Raw genomic sequence first — 26,082 nt, forward strand, 5'->3', positions numbered from 1 at the left:
GAGAGCCGCCGCCTGGTGCGCTGCGGCGACGCGGTCGCGTATGGCCGCGGACGGCCGCAGCTGCGCCGGGCGCCACTCCGCGCGGGCCTCGCCGCCTGCGAACGCGCGCGCACGGCTCGCAGCGGCGAAACGGCGGAGCGTGCTCGCGGGAGCGCGACGGCACAAGATGGCGCCTGTCGGGCGGTTACCTTGCGGCATCGGCTACCCCAGGCCGGCTTCCGCCTGACCTACTGCCACAATGCGACGCTCGGCCGGCGCGACTTCTACCGCTACCTCTGCCACGCGCTCGGCCTGCAGCCGACATCGAGCGCCGCGAGCCTGTTCCTCGCCGTCGAGCGGCATGTCCATGAGTTGCGCAGGGATCAGGTGCACCCGGTGTTTCTGCTCGACGAGGCCCATCTGCTCCACCCGGACATGATGGCGCATTTGCATATCCTCTTGAACCACGAGTGGGACAGCCGCGCTCTTCTGTCGATTGTCCTTGTCGGCCTTCCGGAGCTGGAGGGCCGGATGGCGCTGCGCTCCCACCGCTCGCTGCTCACTCGCATCCACCACCGCTTCATGATCGAGCCAGCAACGGTGGACGACACGGCGGAGTACGTGGCCTTCCGGCTGAAGGGCGCCGGCGCGGACCACGAGCTCTTCTCACGCGAGTCGCTCACCGCTCTGCATGAGCTCGCGTCCGGCTCGCTGCGCGAGATCGACCGCCTCGCCTCGGCGGCGATGCGGGAATCGGCGCGCCGCAAGCGGAAGCTGGTCGACCGCGACGTGGTCGCCCGCGTTGCGGAGACGCTCACGCTCTCCTCGTCGCTCGGCTAAGCGGCGGCGTGCAGCCCGCGAGGCTCATCGGCCTCGCGGGCTAAGTCGCTCAGGTCCACGATGGCCATCGCCTCGCCGCAAGGGGCGGTGGCCGGCAGGATGCCCATCGCAACGAGCGGCGTCGGGGCAACGCCCGCGATGGCCCTCGGCGCAGATGAGACCCTGCCGAGCGGCCGCGAGATGGCCATCCTCCAGGCGGAGCGCAGTGACACTAGCCAGTCGGCTCGGTAACAGCTCCCCGAAGGAGACATGCCTGCTCAAATGGCATTGAAAATCGCTGTAGCCTGATGGGTCATCGGTGTCTTGAGCCTCCGAATGGGGTATGCATGCTTGCATGTCGTTGAGGTCTTTCGAGGCTGTTTGAGATGTCGGTAGATCTGAAGAGCTCGCGGGGCGTGTCGGTGCCACGAGCACGGACGCAGCGAGTGGCGGAGCGACCGTGGCGCGCTACGTTCTTGCGACCAGGACGGCCCATGTCCGCTCCAGGGGCATCGCACCAGGATCCCTGGGTGGCGAGCACGCCGACCTCGCGGCCGCCTTGTGCTCGGTCCCCCCGCGCCGCTACCATCCCGCGGAGCCGGCGCGCCCGTCCGGCCGAGGAGCCGTATGACCACGTCCCAGGCCACCGCCAGCCGCATGCGCTTCGTCTCCACCTTCCTGTCCCACGCGTCGTCCGACAAACCCCTCGTCGATGACGTCGCGAAGCAGCTCGCGCGGCGCGGCGTCCTCGCGTGGCTGGACAAGGAAGAGCTCGCGCTCGGGCCGCTCGACGCAGCGCTGAAGCAGGCCGTCCAGCGTCAGGCCACGATGACCATCTTCCTGTCCGACGCCGCCGTCGCGTCGGACTGGTGCAAGGACGAGCTACGCTGGGCGATCGAGGCCGCGGACGGCGTCGAGCACCTCCTGCCCGTCTACCTGGGCGATCCGCTCAAGCTGGTGCGGCAACACGAGCGGCTGCGCACTCGGTTCCTCCACCCCGACGGAGACAAGGTCAACCAGCTCGGCTTCCTCGACAAGAACAACCCCTTGAACCCTGATCCGGAAGCCATCGCCGAGAAGATCGCCGCCGCGGCGTACCGGCGCACCATCCCCGCGACATGGTCCGAGATCGCGATCGTCCTGGACCAGCGCGGGAACGGACCTCGCCGCGGCCCGCCGCCGGTGCCCGCGAACGTCGCCAGCCTCGACATCCCGGCGCTGACCTTCCGGCCGGGCCTCGCGCCGCGCGAGCAGCGAGAGCTGCTCTCCGGGGCCGACTGGCAGCACGCGGCGCAGAGCCTGACATGGGCCCTGTCCAACGCGCTCGGCACGCTCCGCGGAGATCCGCGCAAGGTGCGGGTCCTGGGAGAAGCCCAGGCCGGGCTCGTGTGGGCGGTCGGGCGGCACTTCAACCGCACGACGTCCGTGGACCTGTACGGCTACGACAGGAACGGGGTGCCCGTCACGAACAAGGGACAGGTGAGGCATACACCCCTCCCGGGCGGCGATCCCGCCTGCGCCAGGCCCGTCTCCGGGACCCTGCTGCCGTCCCAGCCCGTGGTCGCGCTGGGGGTCGGCTCGTCTGCGAGATACGCACGGCTCGCGGAGCAGGCGGTCCCGGGCACGCCGCTCCTCTGGATCGAGTCCGGGCTCATCGCAGACTCGGACCAGGCCATGAAGCTGGTCGCGGACATCGTCGCGGCGGTCGAGCGCCTCCGCCACGACCACGGGGTACGCGAGGTGGTGCTCTTCTGGACCACGGCCAACCACGTGGCCCTGCTCGCCGCCGCCAACCTGACGCCGCACGTGATCCCCGCACTGCGCATCATGGAATGGGACCACGGCGCCGGCGCCTACGTGGAGCTGCCCATGCCTTGATCGTCGGAGCGCTCGGCTCCGGAGGCGTCGACGCCCAACCCGGTCCGCCGCTCCTCCGTCACCAGGAGCCGCTGGGCCCAGCCGAGCACGTAGAGTAGCTCGTCCGGATCGCTCACCCGCTCCAGGAGAGGACGGACCTGCTTCGCGATCTCGAGGAGCTGCGGGCGTGCGCTCTTCGACATTTTCGCGTGGAACGAGGTCGGCAGGAGGTTGAGGAAGCCTCCGAGCTGCTGAACGTCTCGGACCATCCGGAGATAGCGGTGCAGCTCCGCGAGACGCGATGGATCCACCGGATCGTCCGAGCCGGGAGCTCGATACCGCCTCAGCGAATCGGCCAGGCGCTCCGCCTCGCCCAGCAGCGGCTTGATGCGCTCCCGCGCGATCATCGATCATGCCCCGGCGTCGCCTGGAGCACTTCGAGCACGTGCTGCGCGGACTTTGGAAGGTGTGCCATGGCCCCTTTCATGGCGTCCTGCGCCAGCTTCGTGGCCTCCACCTCGCCGAGGTCGGTCGGCTTCGGCGTACGGTAGTCCCGCCGCAACAGGGCACCCGCCACCTCCGTCCGGATCCGGCCGAAGCCGCCGAATTTGCCGCCGCCGATGCGCAGCCGGAACGAGCCGTCCGCTCCGGCGGCAAGGAGGACGAGCCCAGCCTCGACGTGGGTCACATTGTGGAGGTTGAGCCGGGAGGTGAAAGACACGTCGGGCTTCACCGCCGCGTAGAGGACCGGCCTCTCGCTCCATCGATGATCCCCACGGTAAATCCGGCGCCCCTTCTTCAGCTTCGGCTCCCGCGGCATCGGCCCGTCCACCGCCACGATGCTCGCCGTGGCGCGCTCCCTATCTACCGGATGAGCGTCACCGAACCCGACCCGACCCAGGTATCCGCCCCTGGGGAGCAGGTGACCGAAGAGCGCGCAGATCGCGCAGGGAGGCGAACACGTCCCCTTCAAGTCACAACCGCCGCCCAGCGCCTCCGCGATGCTCCGCACCGCCCCCTTGAGCGACGCGCCGGGGATCACCGGCGCCTCGCCGTCACCGAACCGCTGCACCACGATGTCCCGTACGAGCCGCGTGTCCCGCGGCCCGATGGACCACTGGTTCGAGACGCCGCTGCCCATGTGGAGGTGATCGATCGTGGTCAGCCGCAGCTCGATCCAGCCCGACAGCTTTTCGGGATCCGTCCGGTCATGAGCGCGATCACGGAGCGGCGGAACGTCGCTTTGCGCGCGCGCCGTGGGCAGGATCGTGTACGTCGGCGGCGGTGCCCGGCGATCGTCAGGGCCGCTCATGCGTTCCGCTGGCTCCCGGCGTCGCAGAGCGCCGTCCAGGGCTCGCCGGCGCATCCGTCGAGCAGCGCCCAGGCCGCCGTGGAGCCGGTCCAGCGCCAGCGACGCCCGACCGACGCGGGGTCCTCCTCGCCGCCGTACGCGCCCCCCACGAGGTCCGTCGCGCCGGCGCGCAGACCGTAGGGCTTGACGAGATCCGGCCGCAGCGCGCCGACGCCCGCGGGCCGATCGAGCCGCCGGCGCGGGTCGGTCTGTTCGAAGACCAGCCGCACGGGCTCGACCTTGACCTGGCCGAGCCCCCGGCTCTTCGACGAGCCGAGACGCACGAAGCCTGCCTCGATGTCATGCAGCACCAGCCCGACCAGCGCGAGCTGCCAGAGCTCCACATTGGTGAGGTGAATCGAGGTGTCGAATGAACCGCCGGTGACCAGCTCCATATCGAAGAGCTTGCCCTTCCCAGGGCCGCCCGTCTGCCGGTCGATCGCGACGCTGCTGCGCTGCTCGGTCGTGTTCGCGCGCGCCCGATCGCCCTCCGGCGGGTAGGCGTCGGCGAAGGACACCCGCGATGCGAGCGCCTGGCTCCCGAAGGTGCGGCAGGCGTGGCACAACATCCGGTACACATCGGCTTGCGGATGGTCCACCCGCTCGGCGGCCTCGCCGCGCGGGTCGACACCGCCCCGTTTCCGGGCGAGCTCGTCCGCGAGAGCGCCAGCGGCTCTGTGACATGGGCTGTCGTGATCGAGCGGATCGCAGGCCTCCAGCTCCACGGTGCGCAGCACCCGCTCCGCCGACGAGCGGAACACGCCTTTCAGGCTGGAACCCGGGATATACACGGTCTCTCGTTCCCGCGAGCCCGTCCGTACGAACATCAGGGCAGGCCGCTCGGGGTGAAGCATCGCTGCCCCCTTGTCGCCGGCTTTGATCAGCAGCGGCGTCTCCGGCGTGATCTTCAGATCGATCCGTACGCGGTTGACAACGAGCTTCAGCATGCCCGTTCCTCCGCGGCCTCATGCGCCGCATCGATCTCGCGCGCCCACGCCGCCAGCGAGGCCTGCCGGAATTCGTCCCAGGTCAGCTCCGTCGGTCCCTGACCCGCCCGCAGCCGACCGATGTCGAGCAACCTGACGCGGGCACCCTGAAGCGCGACCCGCCCGAGCCCCCGGGACGTCGCCCCGCCGATCCGGATGAAGCCCTGATCGAGGAGATCCAGCCCCAGCACCAGCAAACCTTCCTGCCACGGCGCGGCCGAGTCGACCGCCACGCTGAAGGACAGCTCCGCCCCGGCCGCGAGGACCTCGAAATCATATTTCATACCACCCGAGACGCGTCCGAGATCCCGGTCGATCGCCACCCCATCCCGCCGCTCCACCCGCGCACGTCCCCGGGGACGTGCGTCCTGGAAGACGACGTGTGAAGCGAGCCCCGCCGTGCCGAAGGTCTGGCAAGCGCGACAGGCCGCCTTTACCCGCTCGCGCTGCCATACCGCGCGCTCCGCGAGCCGCATCTGGTCGACCGACCGATCCTCCTCGCGTGGATCGACGCACGGATCCAGGAAGGGATCGCAGGCCCACGCCTTGCTTGCCGAGGGGTCTTCCGGAATGCCGCGGAGCACCGCCTCGAGGGCGCTCCGGATCGCACCCTTCAGGGAGGCACCCGGAACGAGCGGCTCACCGCGCCCATCCTTCAGGACCGGCAGATCGGACGCCGCGATGTCACCGGCAACCTTGCCCGTCCCGATGCGCAGCGCTGTCTGGCACGCCAGCGTGGCATCGATCTCCACCCTCCGGGTGAACCGATCGAAGAACATCTCACCTTCTCCTGTCGCCGCGGAACCCCTCCCGGGCCCCACCTCGGCGATCTCCCTGCGCCGACCGGCCGTCGTGAGGCCCCTCCGCCCCGCCGTGAGGCCCGGTACCACCCTTGCGCTCCCCGGGGCTGCCGGGACCGGCCGCAGACGAGCCCTTCGCCGCTCCGGCTGACCCCTTCTCCGTCCCGACCGGCTCCCTGCCAGCCGCAGACGACTGCTTCGCGGCCGCGGCCGACTCCGCCTCGGCCGCGTGGTAGTACCGGTGCAGCATCACCAGGAAGCCGAGGTAAGCCACGGCGAGCTGCACCGAAGCGAGATCGCGGTCGCCCTCGGGCAAGCTGCTGACCTCCGCCTTCGAAACCAGCTCTGTCAGCTCGCTCTCCAGGCTCGACACCAGCCCGGCGTCCCACTTGTCCTTGTCCCGGCCCTGCTGATAGCGCAGGAGCATCTGCACCTCGAGCAGGCAGCTCGCCTGGATGGTCGCCCCGAGCAGCGTCCGGATCGCGGTCGGCTCCATCCGGGCGAGCTTCGACTTGATCTCCTGCTTCTCCGCGAACGACCACGCGCGCTTCGCCAGCGTTGCACGACGCGCCTCGACCCACGTCCGCACATCTTCTGCCATGGTCACCACCTCACCCGGCGCAGAACAGCTCATGATCGAGGACGAGCCGCCCGAGCCCCAGCTCACGCAGCGCGCCTATCCCCTCGGCTTCGAGCTGGGCGAGCCGCGCGTCGTTCGGGGCGACGCCACGCTCGTGCACGAACAGCCACGCCGACCCGCCCGCGACGACGGGCATCAGCGGCCGCGGCCCGGCCGGCGCGCCGTTCTTCCCCTCGCTCCATCCGGACCGCCACCCGGTCCCCTGGGCCGCAGCCACGCAGCGCGCCCGCGGCGCATCCGGGCCATAAAGCGCCTTCAGAAGCAGCTCCGGGCAGCGCTCAGGAGCGAGCGCCAGGTCGGTCCGCGCCAGCACGGCCAGCGCGCCCCTCGCCTTGAGGCCAGCGCGCTCGCCGAGCAGGGGCAGCGCATCTCTGATGGCCTCCCCGTAATGCTTGCGCCGCGCCGCGACGGCAGCCGCCCCGAGGCCGACACCGCCCGCACGGATCGTCAGCCGTATGCGGCCCTGGCCGCGGCTCCGTCCACCCCCAAGCCGCAGCTCGACGCTGGAAAGGCGGCGCAGCAAGTCGAGAGCGCGCGCCGAGAGCCGCGCCACCGTGCCGAGGAACACGGACCCAGCCTCGATCTGCGTCACGGTGTAGAGCATCCCATGCAGCGCCGAGCCGGTGTAGACGTCCCGAGCCAGGCGCGTCACCACCCGGCGCTGGAGCGGGACCGGAGGCCATTGTCCCTGCGCTCCCCGGAGCGGACCATGGCACGTCGGGACGGGGCAACGGTGGCTGACGACCGAACCGCCATGGCGCTCCAGAAGGTGGGGGACCAGCGCAAGGTTCAGCAGCCCATCCCGCGGCATGGGCAGCCCACCCTGCGCCGGCGAGCTCCGGGCGCGGTGGTCGGCTCGCTCCGCGTGCTTGCAGGCGAGCGAAGACCTGGGGACAGGGACCGGCAGGGCCGCGTCGCCCCGCCGCGCCGGAAGCGCGTCCGAGAACAGGAGGCACGTGCTCGGCTCCACGATGATCTCGTGGAACTCCGGCCCTGTCCCGAGGCGCGCGGCCGCATTGCCCAGGGCACCCCGGAGCGTGCTGCCGGGCACGAAGGAGAGCGTCTCGAGGAAATTCGATGTCTGCGAGAGCGCACCCAGCACCAGCGGCTCGAGCGCCTCGATTTCCACGATGCCCAGCTCGCCGTCGGGAACGTTGGCGGGGAAAGCGTGCACCGGCGCCGACGCGGCCAGCGCCGCGGATCGCAACGTGACCTGCACGCGGCCGAGTCCTCGGCTCTTGCTGTTGCCTAGCCCGGTCACCAGCGGCAACGCCCGCTCGAAGAGCGACCAGGCTTCCGGCTGGAGCCCCTCCGCAACCACAGGCGCGATGAGCTCCAGACCCGGCACGTCCAGCACCTCGCGCTCGAACAGCACCTGCGGCGTCGCCGCCCGGCGCTGGCGGTCGATGCCCACCCCATACCGCACGCGGAGCGCACGCTCCGGCTGCTTCAGCGAAGACCCTGGCCGGGCATCCCCCAGCATGAGCCGCCCGGGGGATCCCCCTTCGACCGATGTGCCGGCGAGCACAGCGTCGGTGCCCGACCCCGGCGCCCCGAAAAGGGCGCATACCACGCAGTTTCCGTGGCAAGGCGCGTCGAGCGTACACGCATGCGCTCCCTCGCCGCGCGCCAGGCGCGTGCAGGCCTCGCGCAGCGCGCCTCGGAGCGCAGAGGTCGGGATCACCGGCACGCCGGCCGCGTCGACGGCGGTCGTTGCGTCCAGGTGGCCTTCCGCCGTCGCGTAGCCGCCGACGAGGAGCGCCCCCTCGAGCCGCACGACCAGCTCCGCACGAAGGATCACCCTGCGTCCTCCTCAGCGCGCATCCCGCCGACGAAGCGCGCTGCCTCGAGGAGATCGGTGAGCCCCGTCGCCCACGTCGTCGAAGCCTTGGGGTTTCCGACGGGCGCCATCACCCACTCGCAGATCTCGGGTGGCACGGCGGCGAGCGGCTGGTCTCCAACAAGCGCGTTCCGGAGCGCTGAGTCGCGGACCATCTGATAGCGGACCGCGAGCAGCCCCACCTCCGGCTGCTGCATGGCGGCGCGCAGGTCGTGAAGCGCCGCGCGCGACACCCGCGCGAGCTGCCGCGCACGGTCGAGCATCCGCCGGAAGTCCGCCAGTGGATACGGACACCGCGAACGCCTGAGCGCGCCGATTCGATGCTGCCCGAGCTGCATGACGAGGGGCATCGTCTGCGCATCACGGAGGCTGCGAACGGACGACGACACGGGCGAGCCGCCTCGAAGGACGACGAAATCGACGGCCGACCGCGCCCCCTCCTCCCCGTCGCTGATGGCGTCCTTCGCAGAACGGACCAGCTCGCTCGCATAGTCGAAGCAGAACCGGGCGGGGATCCCCGACGTCAGCACCACGCCGACCCCGGCGCCGAGCCGGCGCACGTGGCGCAGGAGATCGCGATCCGCGTCGAAATAGTTCTCCAGCGCCACCTCGTCGAAGGCGCCTTCCGCTCGCTTCGCGAGGTCCGCCGCGAGCGTGAGCGCATCGCCCTGGCCTCCATCCGGCCGGCGGAAATGCCCGGGGACGACGATCAAGAGATCGTCCCCGCCAGCGATGGGCAGTTGATACCGCCCCGCGGACACCCCAAGCTTCCCTAGCTCCGCGTCGCGCGTCGCCGGGTCGAGCTCGAAGGCCCGCTGCAACGCGCAGGACACTGCGGCGTACTGCGCCATCGTGCGCAGCCTCTCCAGCAAGGTACCGACGCCGTGGCCGTCGAGCTTGATGAATGCGAGGTGGCGTGCTCGCTGGACCTCGGCGCCTTCGCTGCCGCTCCCCGCGGGGTCGCCGAGGATCTCCGCGAGGTCGCGCGCCTCGTCGAACTGCTTCTTTCCTTGCTGCCCCTGGCGTCGGTTGTGCCCGCAGCGGATACAGCGGTTATCCGTGGCGCGCGGTCGCTCCGCGCACTCCTCACACCGCGCCGCGGCGGACTCGTCCCACGCGGCTCGGGCCGGCGCACCCTTGCGGTGCCTCAACAAGAACGAGAGCGTCGCCATGCAGGCGCCGAACCCTCCGGCCCCCCTCGGCGACCAGGCAAGTCGGCGCGCGAGCGCGCCTTTCAGCGCGGGTGTGCTCGCTGCCGCCCCGCGCGGCCCTTCCACCAGCTCCCTGGCCGACAGCGGCAGGCACGCCACGGAGCAGGGCGCACCGGCCGTGTGCCTCGCAAACTCCTGCAGCAGCGTCTCCTCGATTCGAGGGGCGTGCTCCCGCCGTACGAGCATCGTCGCTTGCCCACCCCCGGCGAACAGCACCGCGGCGTGCGTGCCCAGCACCTCCCCACCGCCGAGACGCGCGTCCCATCTCTGCAGAACACGGCTCGCTCCAGCGATAGTAACCGGCCGAGGTGACGCGAAGACCTGAGCCTGCACGGAATCGGCGTCAAAGGCCACCAGGGCCAGGTCTCTCTCTGTCGGGAGCCGCGAGCCATCGCGCCCGGCGATCACCGAGCCAGCCAGCTCCATCGACAGCCCTAGCTCCGCGAGGCCCCGCGTCAGCCGCGCGATCCGGAGCTCCGCCTGCTCTGCGGTCACCTGGAGCCTATCCGCCAGATCATCGCCCCCCCTCTCCTGGATGCGTACATGCATCCAGAACGGCACGCTGGCAGGCCAGCGTACAACGACATATGCCGAGCGCCGTCGAGCGCGTCAAGTGGGAACCTGCCCTGCGATCACCTGGGTTAATACAGCCGTGCTCGCGTGGCCCGGAGGATCGCTCTTCATTTGCCTCGCCAGCGCGCTTGCCGGCGGCGATCCTCTCTCCATGCAGCTCCGCGCGACCGACTTCCAGGCCGCCTACCGCGCCTGCCGCCCCTTCCGGCTCCCACACCACAGCGGGAGCCTCCTCCGCGGCGCGCTCGGCCGCGCCCTGCGCCGCGTCGCCTGCCACGCCGCCTCGCTCACCGCCTCGCCGCCGTGCGCCGCCGACTGTGCAGAGCCTCGCCGATGCACCTACACGCGCCTCTTCGACCCCCTTCCCCCGGAACCAAGCCCGCACCCCTTCGTGCGCGGTCAAACCCGCGCCCCTCAGCCTCTCCTGCCGTTGTTTCCCCCGCCGGGCGCCCGCCATCTCGCCCCGCACGACTCCCTTCCTTTCAAGATACGCCTGCGGCTCCTCGGCCCCACGCACCCCGGTGACACCGATGTCCTCTTTACCGCTCTCGAAGCCTTCGACGTGATCCCCCTCGGCCGCGAAGGCGTCTGCCTCCGCCTCGAATCCGCCGCCCAGATCGGCCCGCGCGCGCATCGTATCGGCCTCGATCCGCCGCCGAGCTCCACCGTCCACCGCGTCCGCATCACCTTCGACACCCCCGCCTGGCTCGAGCGCGGTGACAGCCTCGCGGTCGATCTCGACTTTCGCTTCCTCTTCCGATCCATCTATCGTCGGCTCACCGTCCTCGCCGCGCTCTACGGCACCCCCGAGCCAGACGACGACGCTCGCTTCCAGCGCCTCGACGCCCTCGCCGCCCAGGTCCGTACCGGCGCCACCTCGCTCCGCCGTGCCGGCTGGAAGCGCCGCTCCACACGCCGCGGCACACACGAGATGCAGGGACTCCTCGGCGAGATCTCCTTCGATGGCCCGCTCACCGCCTTCGTCCCGATCCTCCGCCTCGCCGAGGCCATCCACATCGGCAAGGCGACGAGCTTCGGCCTGGGCCGCATCACGGTGGATGCCCACGGCGCGCCCGCGCCCGGTGGGGCCGCTTGACGAGTGACGGGGCCGGGCACACCGCTCTGCGTCCCGAAGCCGCGCCCGGCGGTCTGAAGCGGCTGAACGGCGCGCCCGGGTCACCGCCGCCTGCCGGACCGCTTCCTTGCTCGACCAACCGGAGCCGCGCTACGACCGCCGCAGGACCCCTCGCATGCGATCCCCGCGCCCGCCCCGCGCCGCCGCCCGCGCGCTCGTCCTCGCGGCGGGCGCCGTGCTCTCGGCGCTGTCCGTCGCCTGCGGCGGCGGCCAGACGCAGGGCGAGGCCTTCGATCCGCGCTGGAAGGACGACGGCGGCGCCGGGATCGCCGCCTTCCAGCGGCGGTTCGCCGGGAGACCCATCCCCCTCGGCGCCGACGTGGCCGTCGGCGTCGTGGCCGCCACAGGAGCGCGCCAGCTCGTCGGGGTGCCGCTCGGCGGCGGCCCCGCGTGGACCTTCGAGCACCCGCTCGACGGGCGGCCGGCCGTCGCGGGGAGCGTCGTCGTCGGGCTCGGCCAGGGCGAGCTGTTCGCGCTCGACGCGCGCACCGGCGAGCTGCTCTGGATGCGGAGGGCCGGCGGCAGGCTCCGCGGCGCGGGCGACGACGGCGAGACCACCGTGGTGTCGCTCGTGTCGACCACCGGCACCATGAGCGTGGTGCTCGCCATCGGCCACGACGGGATGGTGCAGCGCCAGATCGAGGACGACGCCGACATCGGCGTGCCCGCCGTCGTGGGGCGCTACGCGTTCCTGCCGTGGCAGGGGCGGTACGTCACGGTCTTCGACCTGCAGACGGGCCGCGAGGCGGCGCGGGCGCTGCTCCGCACCGAGGTGAGCCGCGCGTTCCTGCTCGGCGGCGCCGTCTTCTTCGGCGGCGGCTCGGCGGCGACGCGCTTCGACGCGGCCATCGGCCTCGGCGCGGCCGGGCGCGCGTCGACCGCGCGGCTGCCAGCGCGCGAGCTGCCCGGGGCGCCGATCTGGATGAGCGACGGGACCGAGGTGCTCGCGCCCGTCGCCTCGGCCGAGGACAGGGCGCGCCTCTACGCCCGCCCCCGCGCCTCCGGACCGCCCGGCATCGAGGCGGAGCGCTTCGTGGCGACGTACTACCGGGCCGCTGTCGGCATCAACGCGCGCACGGGCGCGCTCGCGTGGGCCCACGCAGGAGAGGCCGACTTCCTCGGCGGCGCGGCGTACGCCGGCGGCTTCGCGCTGTGCGACGCGCGCGGCGGGATCACGTTCTTCGACGCGCAGGGCGGCGCCGTGACAGGGCGCGCGTCGCTCGACCGGCCGGTCCAGGCGTGCGTGGTGCAGGCCGACGGGCTCACCGCCGCGGCGCTCGCGGCGCGGCGCCCAGGGCGCTCCGCGACCCCGGCCGGCCCCCCGTAAGCCGTCTCCGGGGGGCCTCTCGTGAGCAGTGGTCAAATTTGAACATGAAGGCGGGAAGGCCGGAAGAAAACCTTAATGATCTTCCCGCCTTCCCGCCTTCATGTGGACTCTCTCCGGGCACAGTCGACCACGACCCTCTCGTGCCCCGGCCGATCCCGGTGAAGCCCGCCCTCAGCGGGGCTTCTCGCCCTTGTCCTCCGGGTCGACCGCGATGCGGAACCCCGGGTCCTCCGGCGTGGGCCCCGTGGGCCGCGCCTCGGGCGCGCCGGCCTCCGCGCCGCCCTCCGGGCGCTCCTCGCGCGGCGGCGCCGCCGGCGGCCCCTTGCTCAGCTCGGCGCCGATCCGGCCGACCACGTTGGTCGCCGCCCGCACGAGCTCGCGCCCGGCGTCGTCGATCGCCTTGCCGACGCTCGTTCGATCGAGGTCCTTGCGCAGGTCCACCGCCGTCTTGCGCGCCGCGCGCCAGAGCAGGCTCAGCCCCTGCTTGAGATCGTCCTTCGGGTCGTCGCGATCCGGATCCGAGCTCATCGCGCCTCCTTGGCTTCGCCTCGCCGCGTCACGGTGGCTTATGTTCCCGCCGCGTGTGCGCCGCAAGCGGCGCGCGCCGCCTCACGCACCTCACGCGCCTCTCGCCCCGCGCGCCCCGCGCGCCGCACGCGCCGCGCCGCCTCAGGCCGCGGTCTTCGGCTTGCTCGAGGGATCAGCCTCCGACGGACGCCTCGGCTTGCTCCGGGGCTCGGCCTCGCCGGGCGCGCCGGGCGTCTTCGCCGGCGGCGGCCCCGAGGCCGCGGCGCGCCTCCCGGCCGCCGGCGCGCCGTCGTGCCCCGCGGGCGCCGGGCCGCCGCCCGCCGCGGGCGGCCTGCGCTGCGGCGCGGGCGCCGCCGTCGCGGGCCTCGCCGACGCGGGCCGGGCCGCCGCGGGCGGCGCGGACCTCGACGGCGCAGGCGGCTCCGACGCGGGCCTCGCCGGCGCGGGCGGCTCCGACGCGGGCTTGGTCGGCGCGCTCGCCTCCGGCGCGGGCGGGTGGCCGCTGCCGGACCGCATCGACGGCGACCACGCCGTCGAGCGGTTCCGGCCCGACCGCTTCGAGACGTACAGCGACTCGTCCGCGGCCTTGAAGAGCTCCTCCCACGTGCTGCCCGCCTCGGGGTACGTGGCGATCCCGATCGAGCAGGTGACCTGGCACTGCACCGGGCCGTTGCTCCCGGCCGCGTGGAACGTCGTCCGGCCGAGCTCTTCGCGCACGCGCTCGGCCAGCAGCATCGCGCCGCGCGCGTCCGTCTCCTCGCAGATCACCACGAACTCCTCGCCGCCGAAGCGCGCGACCGCGTCGGTCGTGCGCTTGGCGCGCCGGAGCACGTCGCCGAGCCCCTTGATGATCACGTCGCCCACGTCGTGGCCGTACGTGTCGTTCACCTTCTTGAAGTGGTCGATGTCGGTCACGAGCACCGAGAGCCGCCGCGAGAACCGGCGCGCCGCCGTGATCTTCTGGTCGGCCACCTCGAGCATCGCCCGCTTGTTGAGCAGCCCGGTGAGCCCGTCCATGGTCGCGAGCTCCTCGAGGCGCCGCATCATCCGCGCGTTCGAGAGCGACACGGCCATGTGGCTCGCGAGGACCTCGAGCGTGCTGCGAACCGAGTCGGTGAAGGCCGCGCGCCGCCGCGAGCCGAGGACCAGCGTGCCGAGCGGCCGGTCGTGGACGACGAGCGGGAGCACGATGATCGACGGCATCGACGGCGGGGTGACGCGGCGGGTGAAGACGACCTGCCGCTTCTCGTCGTACTCGCCGCGGTACGGCAGCGGGTGGCGGTTCTGGAGCACCATCGAGACGAGCCCGGCGTTGTGGCGGAACCGCTGCCCGGTCAGCTCGGCGACCCCATCGCCGCTCACGGCGCGGATCTCGTGGACCTTCTGGGCCTCGTCGTAGAGCGTGACCGCCGCGAAATCGACCGACGTGATCTCGCGGGCGCTCGTGACCCCCGCCTCGATGACGCCCGGCTCGGTCGTGGCGGCGCCGAGCGCCTCGGCGGCGCGGTAGAGCTTGCCCTGCTCGACCTTGGCGCGCTCGAGCTGGACGAAGACGCGCTCGTTCTGGATGGCGCGCACGGCGTAGCGGCACGCCTCGTCGATGAGCTCGAGCTCCCGCGGCGAGAACGGCCGGTCCTCGACGCGATCGACGACGAGCACGCCGCGGAGCTGGCCGTGCTCGAACACCGGCAGCGCGCACACGGCGCGCACCGGGGAGGGGCCGACGTAGTAGGGGAGCTTGTAGCCGGGCTTGAGGCCGCCGATGACGACCGGCGCGCGCTGCGTGATCGCCGCGCCGAAGACGCCGTCGCCCGAGAGGAACGGGCCCTCGGAGAGGTTCGGGGCGTCGCTCGCGAGCTCGCTGATGCGCAGGTGCGTGCCGGCGTCGTTCTGCCAGAGGAGCATCGCGGTGTAGAGATCGAGCGACTCGCGCAGGAGGCGCAGCGCGAAGAGCACCGACTGGTGGATCTCCTCGACGCCGGAGCGGGCGAGCCGCTCGTCGTCGCCCTTCTGGGCGGCGCCGCGCGCCTGGGCCGGGGCGGAGAGCAGGCGGTAGCTGCGCGCGTCGTCGCGGAGCCGCTCGATCTCGGCCTTCAGCCGGGTGTTGGAGGCCTTCCGGACGCGGCTGATCTCGGCGCGGAGGATGGCCGCGTTCAGCACCGAGAACACGGCCATGAAGCCGATGTGCGGCGCGGCGGCGCCCCACGCGATCGGCGCGCCGCGCTTGGCCATGGCCGAGCGGACGGCGAGCTCGAGGGCCGCGGCGGCGAGCGCGACGAGGAGCGACGCGCCGGGGCGGGCGAACGCGCTCACGAGGGCGATGACGACGTAGAGGGCGGCGTGGGCGTCGCCGTCGAGCGAGCCGTCGAGGCGGAGGACCGCGGCGAACGTCGCGACGACGAGGAGGGCGCCGACCTCGAGGTCGAGCAGCGCGCTCGCCTCGATGGCGGCCGCGCGCCGCCGCGCCCGCTGGACGAGCGCCGCGACCAGCACGATCAGCGCCACGGCGGCCGCGAGCTTCGGCAGGGGCTCGGCCGCGTCGAGGACGACGAGCCCCCCGAGGGCCAGCGCGCAGGCGAGCGGCGCCGCGTTGCGCGCGATACGGCGGGCGGTGAGCACGGCGAGCACCAGGTTGGCCATGGGCTCGCATGCCGGTAGCAGAGGTCGATCCTCAGGGCCCAGTTCTCTGTCGGCGAAGGGAGGAGGCCAGCCGGTGGGGTGGAAAGGGGCGAGAGCGGGGGTGGGGGTGCGACCTGGAGTCGCGGATGGCGGAGAGCTTGAGGGGCCTGGCGCGGATAGGCGCAGGCGGGGCAACGATCCTTGTCGACACGCGCGCGGCTCGACGAGCGCCAGCGGGCACCGTGAACGATCTCGCGCGGGCAACTGAGCTACCCCACGGGAGCGTGGACGGTTGGTACGCGCGGAGCGCGAGGTCGACCGGGGCTGGTCGGCCCTTGGGAGGCACGGCGCAGGACTGTGGCGATTGTGTGGCAGCTAACTAACTGCTGGACGAGCACCGGGAGAGCAGCGATAGAGTAAAGGATCGTGTCTCAGCGTCAGTGCAGCACCGAGATCAGGGGCGGTGACAGCTTCGAGGCTGTCGCTCAGGCGTCCGCTCTTACGACAAGGATGACCGAGGGAGCGCGAGGCGAGCCGGGCAGCTCGGCGGAACGCTCCTTCCGGGAGTCATGGCATCAGGTCGAGACGCTGAAAGGCCTCGAGACGCCGCCGGCGCGGTGCGCCTCCGGGGGGCCCCATGGCCTGCGTTTCACGCTGCTCTACCACCCGGACCTGCGCCGGGTCGGCGCGCGGGCAACCGTGGTGGCCGTCCCCGGGTACGCGGTGCCCCTTTCCCGCCTCGAGCCCGATTTCGCGCAGCCGCGCAGCCACGAGCGCGCGCCGCTCTGCGACCCTCACGTGAGCCGGAAACCTCACCTTGTGACGTGGGGCGCAGACGAGTCGCTGACCATCACGCCCGCGGGGCGAGGCCAGCTGTCTGTGGAAGGAGAGCCCATCGACGACGCGCATCGGTTTTCAGCGGAGGCCCTGCGCGCGGGCCTGATTTTGCAGCTCTCCAAGAAGATCGTGATCCTCGTCCATGTGGTGACCACCGCGCCCCGTGCGCCGAGACACGGGCTTGTCGGCGACAGCGACGCTCTCGAGGAGGTCCTCAGGTCGGTCGCGCGCGTCGCCGATCTGCAGGTACCAGTCCTGCTTCGGGGAGAGACTGGCGTCGGCAAGGAGCGCGTTGCGCAGGCGATCCACCAGGCGAGCCCGCGGGCCGGTCGTCCCTGGCTCGCCGTGAACATGGCCGCGCTCGCCCCGACCACCGCCGCCTCGGAGCTGTTCGGGCACGCGAAGGGGTCGTTCACGGGCGCTCACCACCGCCACGTGGGCCTCTTCGAGCGCGCGCACGGCGGGACGCTCTTCCTCGACGAGATCGGCGATATGCCAATGGATGTCCAGGCGATGCTGCTCCGGGCGCTCGAGACCGGCACGATCCGGCCGCTCGGCGAGGGCGAGGAGCGCGCGGTGGATGTCAGGATCATCGCGGCGACGGACGCCGACCTGGAGCAAGCCGTCGAGCAAGGCAGGTTTCGCGCGCCGCTGCTCCATCGGCTACAGGGCTACACCATCACGATTCCTTCCCTCCGCCAGAGCCGCGAGGATATCCCCCGCCTGCTGCTCCACTTTCTGCGCGAGGAGCTCGCGCGCGTCGGAGAGCTGTCCCGGCTGGAGCCGCCCGTGGACGGCGCCCTGCCATGGTTTCCTCGATCCCTCATGGTGCGGCTGATCCAGCACGGCTGGCCCGGCAACGTGCGCCAGCTCCGGAACGTCGCGCGACAGCTGGTGATCTCCAGCCGCGGCTCCGACGCCATCGTCATCGATGAGAGCCTGGAGCGGATGCTGGAGCAGGCGGGTCAAACAGCGCGGCCCCCGTCGGATGCACCGCGCCTGGCCGAGAGGCGAGATGCGGACGCCTCCACGGCCAATCCAGCGGACCACCCCATGGACCGGGAGGTCGACGAGGACGCCTTGCTCAGGGCGCTTCGGCAGAGCCACTGGTCGATCGGACCCGCGGCGGCGACGCTCGGCGTCTCGCGCACCGCCCTCTACCGTCTCATCGAGCGAAGCCCTCACGTCCGCAAGGCGGCGGACATCCCGCAGGACGAGCTGATGCGCTGCCACGAGGCGTGCGGCGGAGATCTCGACGCCATGTCGGCGCGTCTCGAGGTGTCGAAGCGGGGGCTGACGCTGCGCCTGCGGGAGCTCGGTCGCTCCGGGCGGCTGCGCGAAGCGCCGCCCGACTGACCGCGGCGGGCCGGACGGTCCGCGGGCGGTCCGGCTCATGGGCGGTCGAGCGACTCAAGCGTCCAGAAACCGTCCGCCAGCGTTCACGGACGGTTCGTGGACGCTCCACGGACGGTTGAGCGGAGCGCGCCGGGGGCAATAACGGGCTGAAATGGCCGGGGTTGGCGCCGCCTCGCCCCACGGCACCGGAGCTGCTTTACGGCGGCCGACGAAGGCGCGCTGGGCCGCCGCTCGACGGGCGCCGCGCGGGGCTCGCCGGGGGCAAAGGTCGCAGATCTCGAAAGCCCGAGGCTGCGAGCCCAACGCCGCCGTGCGCCTTCGTCGCGAACATCATAAGGAGCGATCCGTGTACAAGTATCGATACATAGCGTGGGGGGTCGCCTGGCTGCTCGCCGGGTGCGCGACCCACCAAAACGGGGCGGAGCGCGGGGACGCCCCGGAGCCATTGTCCAACGTCCAAGAGGCACTTGCGGCAGATCTTGACGACCTCACGCTGCCGGATCGTGATATCGATCCTACCGATGACCCGCTGGACATTCTCAACCCTCCGCCCCCGGATCCGCCGGCGCCGCCGGAGGAGCTCGTGATGCCCGACGACCCGATCGTGCCAACGAGCGACCGGGTCGGTGCGATTCCGGCGACCTGGGCCGTGGAGCAAGGACGCGCAACCTATCGGATTCCCATTGAAGTTCCGAAGGGTCGTGCAGGGATGCAGCCGGACCTCGCGCTCTCCTATACAAGCGGCGCGGGGAACGGACCGGCAGGCGTGGGGTGGAGTGTGACGGGGTTGTCCTCCATCAAGCGGTGCGCGAAGACGATAGCGCTCGACGGCAGACCGCGCGGTGTCAATTTCGATGACAAGGACGCATATTGTCTGGACGGAGAGAGGTTGCGTTCTCTTCCGCCGAACCCCGCCCTGCCGGATGCGGTTGAGATGCGGACAGAGCGAGACTCCTTGGCGCGCGTCCTCCTGTATGGCTCTTTGGGAGATCCGACGCGCTTCGAGGTGTGGGGCAAGGATGGGCGAATTTCTACCTACGAGCGCCTCGCGGCCAAGCGTATCCAGCCGACCACGCTGGGGTCCGGCTACGTGGAGGAGAACGAGGTCGGCGTCGCCTGGGTCCTGACGCGAGCGGAGGACCGCGCCGGCAACGCGATCACGATCTCGTACGACACGCGGCAGAATACCTCCGCGCCGTTCGATTTCGCCTATGCGCCCCGAAACATCGAGTACACGTCACGACAGGGAGAGGCTCCGCGCAGGAAGGTCCGCTTCGTGTACCAGTCGAACCCGGACGATGAGTTTCGATACGTCAGCGGCGTGCGCCTGAGCCAGCCCTGGCGGCTGCAGAGGCTGGAGATGTACGCGCTGGGCTGGCAATCGCCCGACACGACCCTGGCGTGGGAGTACCGGCTATCGTATGAGGAGAGCCCGACGACGGGACGCTCGCGGCTCCACCGGGTCGAGCGGTGCGGAGCCGAGGGGTCGTGCCTGCGCGCGAAGGTGGTGGAGTACGACGATACGCCCCTCGCGTTCAAGGCGGAGCCCGTCGCCGCGCACGACGCGCCGAAGCCGCACTGGCTGGACGGCGAGCCGAAGCCGCTCGTGATCGACGCGGATGGGGACGGGCGCGATGACCTCATCTACCGTATCGTCGGCACCGCCAGAGACTTCGAACCCTCCAGCACCGACGATCCCACGGAAGACTCGCTTTGGATTCGCCTGGGGACCGCCGATGGCCTGGGGGCGCCCATTCGACTGCTAGCCGGCGTCGGCGTCGACGATACGCTCACGTTCTCCGTGGAAGCTTCCATCAAAGTGGATGTGAACGCGAGCGGGAAGATGGCATTCACGGCGAAGGGGTGGGGAGACGATCCGATCTATCCGCTTCTCCGATTCAATCCGTCTACCAAGCGACTGGACTCCGCGGGGCTGGCGTTCCCAGGGATCTTTGCGACCGGAGGCTCTTACCTGCCGTTGCGCGCAGTCGCGGCGGATCTCGACGGCGATGGTCGCGCCGAGATCGTTCATCGACCCTACATTGGCGATGATTCCCTGGAGTGGCATATCCGCTGGAACCGTGCGGGATCATTCTCTTCGTCTCAGGTCATCGAAGGGGCCCTCGCGCCATGCGCCGCCTCGGCGCGGGTCCTGGACAAGAGCGGCGACGGGCGCGGGGACGTTCTGTTCGGCTGCGCATCGATGCAGATCCTGACGACCTCCGACACTGGAGCGCTTGTCGTCGAGGACGCCGAAGACCTCTACGACGACGCTGACAGCCTCTTCGCCGACATGAACGGGGATGGGTTGGATGATCTTGTTTTTCCGATATTCGACGACGGAGCGACTGGCGTAAGTTGGAATACGGGTCGAGGGTTTGGGCCCGTCGAAACGGTTCCGAATGGACCGCTTCCCGATGTGGCGCAGAACAACGACGAAGGCTTGCGGACGGCCGACTTCAACGGTGACGGCCGCGCTGATTTCATTGTTTTTCACGATTCCCTGACCAGAGAGATCGAGGTGTCATTGTCAACGGCCACGGGCGGCTACCGACCGACCATGATGTTGCCGTTCGACTCGGGTATCCTCTTCATCAATGGAGATCTGCCTTGGGGCGCATCGCGCGTCGGCGACTTCAACGGAGATGGGCAGACGGACCTGGTCCACGTCAACTCCACGACGTCCGACTGGGAGGTGCTGCTGAACCGCGGTGTTGACACCGATCGCGTGGTCGCCGTGAGAGACGAGGCCGCGGAGCAGCCCCAGGTCCGCTTCTTCTACGCGCGTGTGCGACCCGACTCCTCCAACACATGCATCTACCCGCAAGTATGCCAGAAGCGCGGCGTACCGGTCGTGCAGCAACTCTGGGAAAGCCAGGGCAGTCAAGTCGCCGCGTTCCGCCGGACGATCTACGGCTACCGCGATCTGCGGTTCGACTGGTCCTCTCGGAAGTCGCTGGGGTTCGGTGAGATTCGCATGTGGGAGCCCGAGCGCCCTCGAGAGACGCGGATCACCTACGATCACACGACCCAGATCGCCTCCCGCTACCCTCTCGCCGGGTCGCCGTCCAAGACGGTGGTGATCACCCCTGTCCTCGGGCCATCGGTGGTAGGTATACCTCCGGCGACGAGCGCGCCTACCACGCGCATCGTCGAGACTGTGAGGAATTATGCGTTAAGGCCGCTGCATTCCGGTCTCACGTATTTCGTCTACCCGTACACATGGACCGAGAACGAGTGGGAGCAGGCGGCGACCATCGACTGGGCGGACTTCGCGTGGACCCATGTGAGCTACGCAGGCTCGAGCAAGCCGAGCACGCGGCGCGAGCAGGTGGGGACGCAAGCCCTCGATGAGTTCGCGAACGTCACCCAGGTGGCCACCATCACGACGGGTGGCCAGCGTCATATCGTTTCGACGACGTACGACAACCTGACGGAGGACTGGCTCATCGGACTCCCGCGGCAGCGGCTCGAGACGGAGTACAAGAACGGGAGCACGCCGCCCGCGCCGCGCAAGGTGGAGTGGACGTACGACGATCGCGGCCTGTTGCGCGTCGTAGATATCGAAAAAGGGAGCACAAACGAGTCGATTCCAATCTCAATCACGTACAGCCGTAACCCGGATGGCCTCCCGTGGATGATCGTGCACTCGCCGGTCAGCGGTGAGGACCGACGGCAGTACATCGACTGGGGCGACGCGTCGATGGGCGACGAGCGCGTCTTCCCCAAGCAGAGCTGGACGGACGTGAATGGTATCGATCATTCGCGGTGGACTGTATACCATCCCGCGACCGGAGATCTGGTCGCTGAGATGGACAGCAACGGCGTCACCGTGACGCGGCAGTACGACGAGTTCCACCGCTTGCGCGCGGAGACGCCGGAGGGCGGCGCTCCCACCGGCGTGACCTATGAAGCGCTTCGCGAGGGTTCGCTGGTGACGGGGACGAAGGCGACGGTCGTGCGCGGCGGCGCCGTGGCGGCGGGTCGGGAAATCCTCTTTCTGGATGAGCTCTCGCGCCCGATTGAGATGGCCCACGAGCGCTTCGACGGAGCGCTCGCGAGCAGCCGCCAGAGCTATGACGTGCTGGGGCGCGTCGTTCGGACGACGCGGCGGGCCACGCCGGAAGAGGCGGTGCAGGTCACCCATTATAGCTACGACACGCTCGACAGGCTGGTCGAGGAGCGGCGCCCGGATGGGAGCCGCAATCGCTACGAGCACTCGCTCCTTGAGACCACCTCCTTCGACGCCGAGGGGCGCGAGCACCGCACCAAGATCGATTGGGACGGGCGCCTGGTGTCCAGCACCCGGGTCGCGCCGGAGGGAACCCAGACGCTGCGCTACGTGTACGAGCCGTTCAGCCTGCTAGGCAAGGTGATCAACGAGTCCAGCGGGAATTTGGTGCTCCTGGAGCAACGTTATGATCAGCGCGGCCGGCGCAGATGGTACAATGAGCCTGTGTCGGCGCTGACGAGCGTGACGTACAACGCGTTCGGCGAGGTGGTCGCGCTGGTGGATTCGATGTCCACGCGCACGTTCGAGCGCGACGCGCTGGGGCGTGTCGAGGAGATGGTCGACGCGGATGGCGAGACGGAGTTCGTCTGGGATACGGCGGCGCACGGCGTCGGCCGGCTGGCCAGCTCTACCAGCCCGGACGGGGTTCAGAAGACCTTCGCGTACGACGCGCACGGGCGGCCTGAGGCGACGACGTGGACCATCGACGGCAGCTCGTACGTCATTCAGCAGACGTACGATGCGCTGGGGCGGGTGGATCTGCTAGAGTACCCGTCCGTGGAGGGAGCGACCGGGTTTCAGGTGAAGCACCGCTACAACGCCCATGGATATCTTCATGAGGTCGTCCGTCGGCTTGTGGCCGGAAATGGGACGATCAGCAGCGCGGTCTTTCTTCCGATCTGGCGCATGAACAGCCGCAACAGCGACGATCAGCCGCTCTCTGTTCAGCTGGGCGCGACGGTCGAGACGACGTACAGCTACGAGCCGCTGACAGGGCGGCTGGATCGGGTTCGGACTCCTGGGGCGTACGATCTCGACTACGATTACTACCTGGATGGCCGCGTCAAGCGACGCTACGACAGGCAGTCGAACCGGGACGAGACGTTCGGGTATGACGCGCGCGAGCAGCTCAGGTGGTGGGAGCTGCAGACCAGCACGACGTCGACGAGGACGGATTACTCGTATGACGCCCTGGGAAACGTCAAGGAGGTGTCCGTCGACGGCGCGCTCCGGGAGGAATACGTCTTCGGGCCGCCCTACAGGCCGAGCGAGGTTCGGATCGGCGGCGCGGTGGCGGACACGCTCTCGTACGACGTTCGCGGTCGCCTGTTCAGCCGAGGTGGGCCGCGCGCCCCGATGAGCGTGACGTTCACGGAGTTTGACCTGCCCAGGCTGGTCGTGCACGGGGGCGGAACGACCTCGTTCCAGTACGACGCCGACGGCAAGCGTGTGATGAAGGAGGGGCCTTCGGAAACGGTATTGACGCTCGGTCGGCTGTACGAGCGGCGGACGGCGGGAGCGCAAACGACCCACGTCTTCCATGTATTCGCGGGCGGCGAGGAGGTGGCGCAGCACTTCGTTCACCCGGACGGGAGTTCACAGGACCGCTTCGTGCAGAAGGACGCGCTCGGAAGCGTGGGCGTGGTGCTGCGCCCGGATGGCAGCGTGCTCTCCCGGAACTTCCATGAGCCCTTCGGTGGGCGCATCGACGAGAACGGGGGGCCGATCGCCGGTCTGCCCCTCGGGATCAGCGACGTACGGACCGGGTTCACGGGGCACGAGCACGATGACGAGCTCGGCTGGATCGACATGCAGGGGCGTGTCTACGATCCGAGCGTTCGCCGGTTCCTCACGTCCGATCCCGTCATCCCGTCGCCGCTGACGGCGCAAGGGTACAATCCCTATGCCTACGTCTTGAACGATCCCCTCAACTTGAGGGATCCGACGGGCTTCCAGCCGTGCGACGGGACGAACTGCACGCCGAACACGCCCGAGACGATCGCGCCGCCGCCGGGGGTCATCATCGACAGCGACGGCACTGGCGCGAAGGAGGTGAATGTCTTCGAGGACGGTGAGGCGCTCCTTCCCGAAGACGACGGTTCCATCGAAGGCTCCGGCGGTGACGGTGGAGCGAGTCCTGGCGGAGGACTTGGCGGCGCAGAGGGCGGCCCCTCGTCGGAGGGGGACAGAGGGGAACTCAGGTTCAGCATCGCTCCGATGACGGGGGCGGACGCGCGCCTGCTCCTGCACACCTGCCTCGATGCTTGTGGCTTCGCGCCGCCTCCGATCGGCCCGACATGCGACGTGGTGAATGCCTGCTTCTACTCCGAGGAAGGTGACACGGAGAATGCGGCACTGAGCCTCATGGCCGCCCCTCCGGGGGCCGGCGACGTCAGCAAGCTTTATTCCAGCCTGAAGGGCGCGGGACAGGTTGGCAAGGCTGGCAGGATGGCTCGTGAAGCGGGGGCAACTCAGGCCGCAAGGGGGGGATCGCGAGCAGCAGCAGCAGCGAACCTGCGTAGGATGGGGCTAGAGGGCGTGAACCTCGCCGGGGAGACGTACAATTCGGGTCGCAAGGCACTGGAGCGAGCGGGATTCGTATTGGAGCGCACAACGGATACCGGGCGGCGCGTGTTTAAGAATTCCCAAACTGGTGCCGAAGTCTTCTATGACTCGGGTCGAGCTCTGGCTCCCGGACAAAAGCCTCACTGGCATATTCGAGACGCCGGAGGGAATCGCTACGACAGATCAGGTCGAATTGTGGACAGCGACGAAGTTGCCGGACATATTCCAGGAGGCTGATGTGAACCGCGAGCTGCTCTTGAGCATCTTCCGAGACGCTCATATCGTTGATATCGACATGTCCGATTGGGATCAGTGCATTCGACTGGCGGTGGTCGCGATGGAGGCGACAGCATTCCCGGCGAAAAGGCTGCCTGTCTATAACGTCGAGTTGCAGCGCGTTACAGAGTTCGCAGTCAAATTCGGCCATCACGAGCGTGCGCCGGATTTCGGGCACTATCAATGGAATGTCGATGCCGTGCAGCTAGAGAACTCCGACGAAGGATTCCGGCTTCGCCTGAGCGGATCGCGATTGATGCCGGTATTCACCGTCAGCTTCGCAGGTTTGGAAATACGGCAGCTGGACAACTCCATGCTGGATCGCTGCTTTCCAGGCTGGAGCAAGCCCGGCGCTTCGTTCATACGTTCTGGAATAGAGCAGCAGGTAGAAGAGAAGAAGCGAAAGCCGTGACCCAGCCGCAACTCGCAGGACGTCACGTATGAGGCTCTGTCTGACGAATCCGATACGCGCAAGCACCCCTCGATCCCTGACGAGCGCGTCGAACCGCACGCCGTGGCTGCCGCAGACCACGTGCAGCTTGGTGGTCAACGCGCCGCGTGGTCGCCCAAGAGCATGGTCGTCCGGTCCCTGGGCCCCCACGGGAGCGCGTGGGCGGGCTCATGGGGGGCGTTGACGCTCGGCTTCGCGGGCGCTGAGCAGGCGCGGATGGGGCTGATCCGGCGGCCGGGCCTACGATCCGGCCCAGCGGCGGTTCCTCAGCCCCGACCCGCTGGTGAGCGACCCGTACTTCGACCAGGCGAGGCACCGCTACAGCTACGCGCACAACAACCCGGCGACGTTCACCGACTCGATCGGCTACTGGGTGCCGCCCGCCTGGCTGTGCGGGCTGTTCGTCAACGCCGGGTACCTCACCATCGGCTCGTTCCAGTTCTCGTTCGGGAGCTACTCACCTCTGGGCGGCGGCCCGTTGTCGTGGCCCGAGGTCCGGGCGACCTTGCCGGACGTGACGCCGGACTCGTACCGGAGCCCCACGCCGACCGGGCTGACGTTCAGCGGGCCGGGGTACGCGGGCGGCGATGTGGTCGCGCGCGCTGATCGACCATGGTGTCGACGCATGGCTGCAGGAGAACGGGGACGCGGCGATCAACGTCTCGCTCGGGGGGCGCACGCGGCGCTGACGGTGGCGACGTACGGCATGGCGGCGGAGGCGGGGGTGTTCGCGGGCATGAGCGCCCGGATCGCGAGCGTCGGGGCGAGCTCGTGGCGGGCGATCACGGGCGTCGCGGGCGTGGTCGGCGAGGGCGCGCGGCGCTACGGCAACCAGGTCACCCGGTGGGGCGCGCAGGTGATCGGATGTTGTCTTGGCAAACCTGGGGTCGTTTGATTCAAACTGGCTCAAATTCTGGGGT

General features: G+C 70.0%; 17 protein-coding genes. 8 read left to right on the plus strand and 9 right to left on the minus strand.

Annotation, left to right across the window (positions count from 1 at the left end):
- Nucleotides 1-15 precede the first annotated feature (15 nt).
- Nucleotides 16-819 carry an ExeA family protein gene (locus WME98_RS19320; protein WP_437952598.1) on the plus strand — a complete coding sequence of 268 codons (804 nt, stop codon included), beginning with the start codon at nt 16-18 and terminating at the stop codon, nt 817-819.
- A 606-nt stretch (nt 820-1,425) separates the two neighbouring features.
- Complete coding sequence (locus tag WME98_RS19325; RefSeq protein ID WP_437952599.1) at nt 1,426-2,676, plus strand: TIR domain-containing protein; 1,251 nt, start codon at nt 1,426-1,428, stop codon at nt 2,674-2,676.
- Here WME98_RS19325 and WME98_RS19330 read toward each other — a convergent pair.
- From WME98_RS19330 to WME98_RS19360, 7 genes are read right to left on the minus strand one after another with little or no spacing between them, the layout of a single operon-like run.
- Nucleotides 2,652-3,062: a hypothetical protein gene (locus WME98_RS19330; RefSeq protein WP_437952600.1), complete on the minus strand. Its 411-nt coding sequence runs from the start codon at nt 3,060-3,062 to the stop codon at nt 2,652-2,654. The two genes, WME98_RS19325 and WME98_RS19330, sit on opposite strands and share 25 nt — an antisense overlap.
- On the minus strand, nt 3,059-3,967 hold the full coding sequence (locus WME98_RS19335; RefSeq protein WP_437952601.1) for an RAMP superfamily CRISPR-associated protein: 909 nt from the start codon (nt 3,965-3,967) through the stop codon (nt 3,059-3,061). The genes WME98_RS19330 and WME98_RS19335 overlap by 4 nt, the downstream gene beginning before the upstream one ends.
- Nucleotides 3,964-4,953, minus strand: a complete 990-nt coding sequence (csx7, locus tag WME98_RS19340; protein WP_437952602.1) for a type III CRISPR-associated RAMP protein Csx7 — start codon at nt 4,951-4,953, stop codon at nt 3,964-3,966. Before csx7 (WME98_RS19340) ends, WME98_RS19335 begins: the two co-directional genes overlap by 4 nt.
- Complete coding sequence (csx7, locus tag WME98_RS19345; protein WP_437952603.1) at nt 4,947-5,771, minus strand: type III CRISPR-associated RAMP protein Csx7; 825 nt, start codon at nt 5,769-5,771, stop codon at nt 4,947-4,949. The genes csx7 (WME98_RS19340) and csx7 (WME98_RS19345) overlap by 7 nt, the downstream gene beginning before the upstream one ends.
- A gap of 1 nt (nt 5,772) precedes the next feature.
- Nucleotides 5,773-6,393 (minus strand): hypothetical protein, encoded by a 621-nt coding sequence (locus WME98_RS19350; protein WP_437952604.1) that lies wholly within the window; start codon nt 6,391-6,393, stop codon nt 5,773-5,775.
- Between the two features lie 10 nt (nt 6,394-6,403).
- The gene (locus WME98_RS19355) at nt 6,404-8,233 is read right to left on the minus strand and encodes an RAMP superfamily CRISPR-associated protein (RefSeq protein WP_437952605.1); all 1,830 of its coding nucleotides are present in this window, start codon (nt 8,231-8,233) and stop codon (nt 6,404-6,406) included.
- On the minus strand, nt 8,230-9,720 hold the full coding sequence (locus WME98_RS19360) for a hypothetical protein (protein WP_437952606.1): 1,491 nt from the start codon (nt 9,718-9,720) through the stop codon (nt 8,230-8,232). Before WME98_RS19360 ends, WME98_RS19355 begins: the two co-directional genes overlap by 4 nt.
- A gap of 376 nt (nt 9,721-10,096) precedes the next feature.
- On the opposite strand from WME98_RS19360, the gene cas6 reads away from it, so the two are divergent.
- Nucleotides 10,097-11,152, plus strand: coding sequence for a CRISPR system precrRNA processing endoribonuclease RAMP protein Cas6 (gene cas6 / locus WME98_RS19365; protein ID WP_437952607.1), 1,056 nt, complete (start codon nt 10,097-10,099; stop codon nt 11,150-11,152).
- A 154-nt stretch (nt 11,153-11,306) separates the two neighbouring features.
- Complete coding sequence (locus tag WME98_RS19370) at nt 11,307-12,518, plus strand: outer membrane protein assembly factor BamB family protein (protein WP_437952608.1); 1,212 nt, start codon at nt 11,307-11,309, stop codon at nt 12,516-12,518.
- A gap of 171 nt (nt 12,519-12,689) precedes the next feature.
- Here the strand turns inward: WME98_RS19370 and WME98_RS19375 are convergent, their stop codons facing one another.
- The gene (locus WME98_RS19375; RefSeq protein WP_437952609.1) at nt 12,690-13,046 is read right to left on the minus strand and encodes a hypothetical protein; all 357 of its coding nucleotides are present in this window, start codon (nt 13,044-13,046) and stop codon (nt 12,690-12,692) included.
- 141 nt (nt 13,047-13,187) lie between these two features.
- Nucleotides 13,188-15,686, minus strand: coding sequence for a sensor domain-containing diguanylate cyclase (locus tag WME98_RS19380; RefSeq protein ID WP_437952610.1), 2,499 nt, complete (start codon nt 15,684-15,686; stop codon nt 13,188-13,190).
- Nucleotides 15,687-16,175: 489 nt separating this feature from the next.
- Here WME98_RS19380 and WME98_RS19385 point away from each other — a divergent pair, with 489 nt between their 5' ends.
- The 4 genes from WME98_RS19385 (at nt 16,176) to WME98_RS19400 (ending at nt 26,057) form a co-directional block, all read left to right on the plus strand.
- Complete coding sequence (locus WME98_RS19385; RefSeq protein ID WP_437952611.1) at nt 16,176-17,858, plus strand: sigma 54-interacting transcriptional regulator; 1,683 nt, start codon at nt 16,176-16,178, stop codon at nt 17,856-17,858.
- A gap of 346 nt (nt 17,859-18,204) precedes the next feature.
- The gene (locus WME98_RS19390) at nt 18,205-24,672 is read left to right on the plus strand and encodes an RHS repeat-associated core domain-containing protein (RefSeq protein ID WP_437952612.1); all 6,468 of its coding nucleotides are present in this window, start codon (nt 18,205-18,207) and stop codon (nt 24,670-24,672) included.
- A 1-nt stretch (nt 24,673) separates the two neighbouring features.
- Nucleotides 24,674-25,123 carry a hypothetical protein gene (locus WME98_RS19395; protein ID WP_437952613.1) on the plus strand — a complete coding sequence of 150 codons (450 nt, stop codon included), beginning with the start codon at nt 24,674-24,676 and terminating at the stop codon, nt 25,121-25,123.
- Between the two features lie 322 nt (nt 25,124-25,445).
- Entirely contained in the window at nt 25,446-26,057 is a 612-nt protein-coding gene (locus WME98_RS19400) for a hypothetical protein (RefSeq protein WP_437952614.1), read from the plus strand.
- Nucleotides 26,058-26,082 lie beyond the last annotated feature (25 nt).

Source organism: Sorangium sp. So ce296 (assembly GCF_051529605.1).
Classification (GTDB): domain Bacteria; phylum Myxococcota_A; class Polyangia; order Polyangiales; family Polyangiaceae; genus Sorangium; species Sorangium cellulosum_D.

Bases quoted from the DNA above. Each gene is read 5' to 3' on its own strand.
- WME98_RS19325 (WP_437952599.1), top strand. From the start codon at position 1,426: ATGACCACGTCCCAGGCCACCGCCAGCCGCATGCGCTTCGTCTCCACC.
- WME98_RS19330 (WP_437952600.1), bottom strand. From the start codon at position 3,062: ATGATCGCGCGGGAGCGCATCAAGCCGCTGCTGGGCGAGGCGGAGCGC.
- WME98_RS19335 (WP_437952601.1), bottom strand. From the start codon at position 3,967: ATGAGCGGCCCTGACGATCGCCGGGCACCGCCGCCGACGTACACGATC.
- csx7 (WP_437952602.1), bottom strand. From the start codon at position 4,953: ATGCTGAAGCTCGTTGTCAACCGCGTACGGATCGATCTGAAGATCACG.
- csx7 (WP_437952603.1), bottom strand. From the start codon at position 5,771: ATGTTCTTCGATCGGTTCACCCGGAGGGTGGAGATCGATGCCACGCTG.
- WME98_RS19350 (WP_437952604.1), bottom strand. From the start codon at position 6,393: ATGGCAGAAGATGTGCGGACGTGGGTCGAGGCGCGTCGTGCAACGCTG.
- WME98_RS19370 (WP_437952608.1), top strand. From the start codon at position 11,307: ATGCGATCCCCGCGCCCGCCCCGCGCCGCCGCCCGCGCGCTCGTCCTC.
- WME98_RS19375 (WP_437952609.1), bottom strand. From the start codon at position 13,046: ATGAGCTCGGATCCGGATCGCGACGACCCGAAGGACGATCTCAAGCAG.
- WME98_RS19380 (WP_437952610.1), bottom strand. From the start codon at position 15,686: ATGGCCAACCTGGTGCTCGCCGTGCTCACCGCCCGCCGTATCGCGCGC.
- WME98_RS19385 (WP_437952611.1), top strand. From the start codon at position 16,176: ATGACCGAGGGAGCGCGAGGCGAGCCGGGCAGCTCGGCGGAACGCTCC.